Source organism: SAR324 cluster bacterium (assembly GCA_015232315.1).
Lineage (GTDB): Bacteria > SAR324 > SAR324 > SAR324 > NAC60-12 > JADFZZ01.
In genome coordinates, this window is sequence record JADFZZ010000069.1 from 1 (window position 1) to 6,688 (window position 6,688).

The 6,688-nt window shown below is 47.2% G+C and carries 7 protein-coding genes; 4 read left to right on the forward strand and 3 right to left on the reverse strand.

Annotated elements, in window-relative coordinates; translation table 11 throughout:
• On the forward strand, window positions 1-751 hold a 751-nt coding region (locus HQM11_21075), incomplete at its 5' end, for an AAA family ATPase (GenBank protein ID MBF0353532.1).
• A 36-nt stretch (window positions 752-787) separates the two neighbouring features.
• Window positions 788-1,579: a PD-(D/E)XK nuclease domain-containing protein gene (locus HQM11_21080; protein MBF0353533.1), complete on the forward strand. Its 792-nt coding sequence runs from the start codon at window positions 788-790 to the stop codon at window positions 1,577-1,579.
• Window positions 1,580-1,597: 18 nt separating this feature from the next.
• Here HQM11_21080 and HQM11_21085 read toward each other — a convergent pair whose 3' ends face one another.
• The 3 genes from HQM11_21085 to HQM11_21095 form a co-directional block, all read right to left on the reverse strand.
• Window positions 1,598-3,064 (reverse strand): ankyrin repeat domain-containing protein, encoded by a 1,467-nt coding sequence (locus HQM11_21085; GenBank protein MBF0353534.1) that lies wholly within the window; start codon window positions 3,062-3,064, stop codon window positions 1,598-1,600.
• Between the two features lie 3 nt (window positions 3,065-3,067).
• Window positions 3,068-4,258: a hypothetical protein gene (locus tag HQM11_21090; GenBank protein MBF0353535.1), complete on the reverse strand. Its 1,191-nt coding sequence runs from the start codon at window positions 4,256-4,258 to the stop codon at window positions 3,068-3,070.
• A gap of 120 nt (window positions 4,259-4,378) precedes the next feature.
• Window positions 4,379-5,239 carry an IS3 family transposase gene (locus HQM11_21095; GenBank protein ID MBF0353536.1) on the reverse strand — a complete coding sequence of 287 codons (861 nt, stop codon included), beginning with the start codon at window positions 5,237-5,239 and terminating at the stop codon, window positions 4,379-4,381.
• A gap of 26 nt (window positions 5,240-5,265) precedes the next feature.
• Here HQM11_21095 and HQM11_21100 point away from each other — a divergent pair, with 26 nt between their 5' ends.
• Together HQM11_21100 and HQM11_21105 are read left to right on the forward strand one after the other, a co-directional pair.
• Entirely contained in the window at window positions 5,266-5,535 is a 270-nt protein-coding gene (locus HQM11_21100; GenBank protein MBF0353537.1) for a hypothetical protein, read from the forward strand.
• 41 nt (window positions 5,536-5,576) lie between these two features.
• Window positions 5,577-6,647, forward strand: coding sequence for a hypothetical protein (locus HQM11_21105; protein MBF0353538.1), 1,071 nt, complete (start codon window positions 5,577-5,579; stop codon window positions 6,645-6,647).
• Window positions 6,648-6,688 lie beyond the last annotated feature (41 nt).

The window sequence follows — 6,688 nt, forward strand, 5'->3', positions numbered from 1 at the left end:
ATTTGATTCGTTTTTCAAGGGACTTTGGATTGGGGATCATCCTACCTCCGAACGCAATTCCTATCTGGTGCTGCCGTTCAATTTTTCTGCGGTACGGGCGGATGTGGAATATGTGGAACAAAGTTTTGAGGATTATGGAACCGGGGCCTTGAACAGTTTTTTAAGGATCTATGAACCGTTTTTCACAGAAAACGCCCTCCAGGAACTCCGTCAGACCTCCGGTTTTTCCTCTCGACTGAGTCAGTTACTCCGCTTTTGTCGGGAATTGAATTTACCGCTGTACATCCTGATTGATGAATACGACAACTTCGCCAACACCATTCTGACAACCGCCGGAGAAAAAGCCTACCATGACATCACGCATGGAGAAGGATTTTTCCGGCATTTTTTCACCGTGCTCAAGGAAGGCACCAGTCATAGTGGTTCCGGATTGAAGCGGTTGTTCATTACCGGGGTTTCTCCGGTCACCATGGATGATGTCACGAGCGGATTCAATATTGGCAAGAACCTCAGCCTGTCACCCGCACTGAATGAAATGGTCGGGTTTACTCGTGAGGAAGTCCTCGAAATGCTGGAGTATTACCGGAAAGAAGGTGTGTTTTTACAGAACATGGAGGAAACGCTGGCTTTGTTTGATGAATGGTACAACGGTTACAAATTTTCCAATGATCAGGAATCCACGATATACAACACCGATATGGTGATATACTACGTGTGTGACTGTATCCAGATTGGCCAGCCTCCCCATTAACTTCTAGACCAGAACATTCGGATCGACTATGGCAAATTGCGGCATCTGCTACTGGTCAGTCGAAAGCTCAACGGCAATTTCGATCAACTCAAACAGATCATCGAAACTGGCCAGACCGTCAGTGTCATCCGTCCGGGTTTCCCACTGGAAAAAATTCAGGTGCCCGAAAATTTTCTCTCGTTGCTGTATTTTTTCGGCTTGCTCACCATTGACCAACCCTGGCGCAATCAATACCAACTCCGGATTCCCAACGAAAGCGTCAAACATCTGATGTATGGCTACCTGCGGGACGCTTATTGGGATGTGGAAACCTTCCGGATTGACATCCACCGACTGGAAATTCTGGTGTCCGACATGGGATGGGCAGGAGAATGGGAGGGGTTTTTCGACACTCTGGCCCAGGCGGTTAAACAACAAACCCGGGTTCGGGATTACATGCAGGGGGAAAAAGTGCTGCAAGGATTTCTGCTGGCTTATCTGCATGTGTGTGATGTGTTCCACGTCACTTCAGAAGCCGAACTCAACAAAGGTTTTGCAGATCTCATGCTGGAACCGTTTGTGATGAAATACCCCGATATGGGTTACGGCTATCTCATCGAACTCAAATATTTCAAACGCGACGAACTCACTGAAACCAAACTGAAAACCACCATCGAGGCGGCGCAGACCCAGTTGCGTCAATATCTGGCGGATGAACGGCTCAAACACTACCTGCCTCACATCCGTTTCATCGGGCTGGTGCTGGTCTATCACGGTTGGGAACTCGTGTATCGCGGGGCGGTGGAAACACTTCAGACATCAAATATGAATGCGATAACACGATTTTGAATCTCCAGCAGAAGTCCATCATTCCCTGGCTCCATGTTCCAGCAACAGTTGCCGCATCTCCGGGAAATAGCCTTTGGCGGCGGGATCTTCCGGCAGATAGGCCAACAGCGGTTTGCCTTCTGCCGAAGCGTTGACATCAGCACCATGAGCCAGCAGGATTCTGGCGATTTCCAGACGACGATCTCTGGTGTGTGAGGGCACATGCCGGAAATAGGGGCCATCGCCGATGATCGCCCAATACAAGGGCGGTGGCTGTCCACGGGATTCATTGGTATCCGCGCCATGCCCGATCAGCCGTTGAACGATCTTCACTTCCCCATAGCGTGACGCCAGCATCAATGGCGACGGATATTCCTCATATTGTCCGGCGTGCCCTCCAGCTTCCAACAGGAGATCCACAACTTTTTCATGCCCATCCTGAATGGCTTCCCGCAAAACAGCGTAAGTCATATCCAATTGGAGCATCCGCTCCCGGTCTTCCGGCGTGTTCAACGCCTGGCTGAATTTATCGATCCGACCGTCATCGGCATCATATAAATAATAAATATCAGACATTTTACGCCATAACGGGTCTTTGAAGGCCACAGCGCCATGGGCTTTGAGCAAATCAACCACTTTTTGGTAATACGCTCTTTCATCGGGATCAAGATGTATCGATTGAGCCATTGGTTCCGCATGATAAAGCAAATTAAATCCATTCCTGATCATGGCGTTGACATCAGCCCCATGTTCTATCAATATTTTGGCGATTTCCAATCGTTTCGTGCGTGTCCTGTGTTCTGAAGAATAATAATCACGGGCACCGTGAGCGGCGATCGCTGAATCAAGTGGCGGTCCATAATGGATACTACACGCGTGAGTGACATCGACTCCATACTCCAACAGAATCGTTACAGATGCCACTTCGCCCTCGGCAGAGGCTATCATGAGCGGGGAATACTCATGACAATCCGGTTCCGGGTGAGGGTTCAAACTTTCCTCCAGTAACAGACGCAAGGCCTCCGGATAATGATATGCGATACTTTGCTGAAGCACTCTTCGGGGCCAGCCATACATCGTATCATGTAGTCTCACTTGAGTTTGTGGGTGTCGGATTAACAATTCCACAATACGAATATCTCGTCGTGACTCCGTAATGGCGATTTCCAGGGCATTTAATGTATCAGCGCCTTTTTCCAGCAAATACCGGACAACCTCAAAATGTCCTTCACGAACAGCGTATGTCAACGGCGTGTTCCCCATCTGAGGCCCAAGACATAACACACCCCGTTGTCGTGCGTTAATATCGGCGATCCAGATCCATTTCTTGATTTCCTCCAGATCCCCGCGACTGGCGGCTTCCAGCAAAGCGGAATTCCACGGGAAACTGTATCCGCAAAAAGCTCCCACAAAAATTCCGTTGGCAATTTCGTCCGGCCCCACCAGCCAGATCAGCGACACTATCAGGACAACACTCACCATCAAAATCTTGAATTTGCGTTTCATGGCCTACTCCATCCGGATGTTGTCAATCAACGCTGTGGCGTACATCTGCCGGTACAAAGTCGGTGGTTCCCTCTCATAGAGATACAGCGTCAGCAAGATCTTTTGTCCCCTGAATTTTTCCAGCGGGATCTCAGCGGTGTTCCAGCCTTTCTGCCACCAGTCAAAACAGGTGTTGTGGGCAGGGTCCGCCAACGTGTAATCAGAGGTGGGCGGTATATCGGGATAGTTGACCAGGCACAGAGCTTCCGGCAGGCTCCACTCATACTTGATTCCGGATTCGCTAGAAATAATGCCGACTCTCAATGTGTTGACCGCGGGCGCGTTGCTGTTGATGTCAGGGTTGCTGGTTCCACGACGGTGAAAGGTTTTGAACAGAAGATTCAACTCCAGTTTCAGTGTGGAAATGTCTTCCGGCACATATAAAGTTTTCTGGATGACATCGCTGATATTGCGGTAAGGGGTCATTTCCAGCGCGGTCATGTATTGCCCAGAAAGCGCAGGAATGGTCTGATATTCCTGAATCACCCGCGACGCGGGATTGGCGGGTTCCGTATCTGTTTGCCATTGATCCAGGTTGCCTGACTCAAAATCATCCCGAAAGGCTGGCCCCGCCACAAAAACATTCAGTTTCGCTTTCACGGGAGCGGACATGTACGGATGCTTGAACGTGAACTCAAACGGATATTCATGGTTGCTCGCATCTGGCGGAACTTCCCAAGTTAATACACCCTCTTTAAATATAGCATGGGGGAAAATACCGGCAGTGATGGCTTCAGCGTTGTTGGTTATGAGGGTGTTCCTGTCAAACCAGGGCTCCTGCTCCAGAGCCTGACGTTGGGTCATATGGGTCATGGACGAAACCAACCAATAGGGCATATTACTGTCCACCAGGTATTCTTCAAAACGTCCATGATCTCCAACCCATGCCACCGGAAATACATTGATTTCCAATTTTTTATCTGGTTTTACTATAATGTCTTCAACTGGTTCCGTGAACTCATGGAACATGGTGAAGGGGAGGATGGTGTCGTTGCTGTTGGTTACCATTTTTCCGGTAGTGGCGTGATACAGGTAGTCGACCAACCGGATGCAACTGAACGATGAGCTATCAGTGATATCGCTCATATTCAGCAGTGCTTCCATTCTGACTGCCTTATAATCAGGAGATTGAGCGACGATCTGTTCACTGTTCATGACAATCTGACGCCTCTGTTCAGTGTCTTGTCAAGTCCTAAAAAAAGTTTACAGTTTTTGAATAGTCCTGGGACTATTTTACATAAAATTCGATTAGTCCTGAAATGGCTTTACGAAGTATTAATCCTGAAATGAGTTCATATCGTTATTGTCATAATTTTCTAACGTAGATTGTTGAACGATGACTCTTTTTTTCCATAGTTTCTCAGTTTCTATATTCTCCTGATGAACAACTTGAGGCGTCAGGTATCCAATACTCATATGTGGCCGTTCTTCATTATAAAGCCGGACGGATAAATCCAGTATTTTTGAAGCCATTTTGATTGAGTCCACTTGTTGATCTTCCAGGTATTCTTGTTTTAGAATACCATTGACACGTTCCGCGATCGCGTTTTCATAAGGATCTCCATTTTCCGTCATACTAATTTGAATTCCGTGTTGATCCAGAAGTTGTACGTAAATCGAAGAACAATATTGAACTCCACGATCCGAATGATGGATTAACGAGGAAAGATCCCCCATATTCCTCGATAGCGCCATCTTCAATGCCTCCAGCGTTTCCAGTGCTTCCAGGGTCTCCGCGACATGATATCCCACAATTTTACGCGACCAGGCATCCGTGATGAAACTCACATAGACAAATCCCGACTGTATTTTCCAATAGGTTAAATCACTCACCCAAAGTTGATTGCTTCCCGATGGAATAAAATCCTTAATTAAATTAGGGTACTTTCGTAACCAATGGGAGGATTGAGTCGTGGATATCCTTCGTTTTCTTCTTTTAACCAACAGTTGGTTCGACGCCAATAAATCAAATAACGCGTCACGTCCCATCTTGATTTGGTGCTCCTGAAAAAAGGGTTGGAGCTTTTCGTAAAGCTTTCTCCCTCCCATATGACGATGAAATTTTCCGAGCTGTGCAGGTGATTTGAATATGTTGTAGAACAGGAATACACTGGATTTTGCGTTATTTTCCCCCAAAAAGAACCTTTTGATGCGAGAATCCTATGTCCAATTATGAAATCAAGATCCAGATAGGTATCCAAAAAACAGAGCATGCCCCAACGAACGGAGTGGAAACCCTTGTGGAAAAAGGTTTTAGGATCGTCATTTCGCAGGAATCCGCCCAAAGCATCGATGAGAGTGAGAAAGCGTTGCTCTCAGTGAATTATCCAGCCCTGCGGCAAGCGTTGTCAGCTCATCTCAGTGAAATGAGCCGAGAAGACGCAGAGAGATACAGAACAGGACATCTAAAAAAAACAGCATTTATCCCGTAGATGGCGAAATCGGACGCTTCCACTTTGAGACGTGGAGCCGAGTGAATGCCTATGGGGAGGAACTTTATAAGGGGAAGGAATTGTTTGAGCCTCTGCAGGGAGAGGAAAAATACCGAACACTGGGTTTCAGGGAATTGGCACTGATCTATGGAAGCTGTGAGGATTCCTATCGCAAAACAGCGGCCTTGATCAATCGGGTCCGTTATCAACTCCAAGAGGGAACTCCGGAGCGAACGCTGCGGGATAATACGCAAAAGGAGGGACGACAAATTCAGGCGTATCTGAAGGAAAAAACCGATACGATTTTAGCGCAATCGGGTTTTAGCGCTCCAGGTCTTCCGTTAGCAGAGCAAGCGATGGAGCGGATTATTCCAGTTCGGGAAGTAGCTCCAGAGTTGCTGATGGAACTGATAGAAGATTGCGCCGTGGAAGACTCTCTGAAATCCGAAATTCTGAAGAATCCAGTACCTTATGAAGACCCTGAACAAGCGGTTCATATCTCTCTCGATGACGTTGGAGCTAAAAAACAAAAAGAAGTTCGTCTGAAAGAACCTCTGGAATCTTCTCCTGTTGTCAAAAAGCGGGAGTATGTTCAAAATACCGTGGTTCATGTCCACAAGAAGAAGACTCGCTATCTGCTCAATGGAGACAGCCTCTTCAACGTGTTGAGAATGCTGCTTGCTTTTCTGTTGAATAATCAATTGGGAGGGTGTCCCTGGGTCTTCTTTGTGGATGGGCATTCCTTGTATTCTTCGCTTAGAATCTTCTTTTCCTGGCGTTCCCAACTCACCGTGATTCTGGATTGGTTTCACCTGGAGAAAAAGTGCAAGGAGCTTTTGAGTATGGCTTGTAAAGGCAGTCTGATTCGCAACTCGATCCTGGATAAACTCTTGCCTCTCCTCTGGCATGGCTTAGTGGAACAGGCGGTTGAGTCTTTGAGGCTGCTTCCAGAAAGTCAGATCAAAAACCAGGAAGAACTCCTTCATTTGATTCGGTATCTGGAAAAAAATCGTCCCATGATTCCTGCCTATTGTGCTGTTTGCTGTCGCCAAATATGGTTTGAGCGCACTGACCGTGGTGTTGACCACAACAATCAGTTGTGTGCTGTTTGAACAGATGTTCTGGAGACTTATTTCCAAAGACAAGGATGAAC

Bases quoted from the DNA above. Each gene is read 5' to 3' on its own strand.
- HQM11_21085 (MBF0353534.1), bottom strand. From the start codon at position 3,064: ATGAAACGCAAATTCAAGATTTTGATGGTGAGTGTTGTCCTGATAGTG.
- HQM11_21090 (MBF0353535.1), bottom strand. From the start codon at position 4,258: ATGAACAGTGAACAGATCGTCGCTCAATCTCCTGATTATAAGGCAGTC.
- HQM11_21100 (MBF0353537.1), top strand. From the start codon at position 5,266: ATGTCCAATTATGAAATCAAGATCCAGATAGGTATCCAAAAAACAGAG.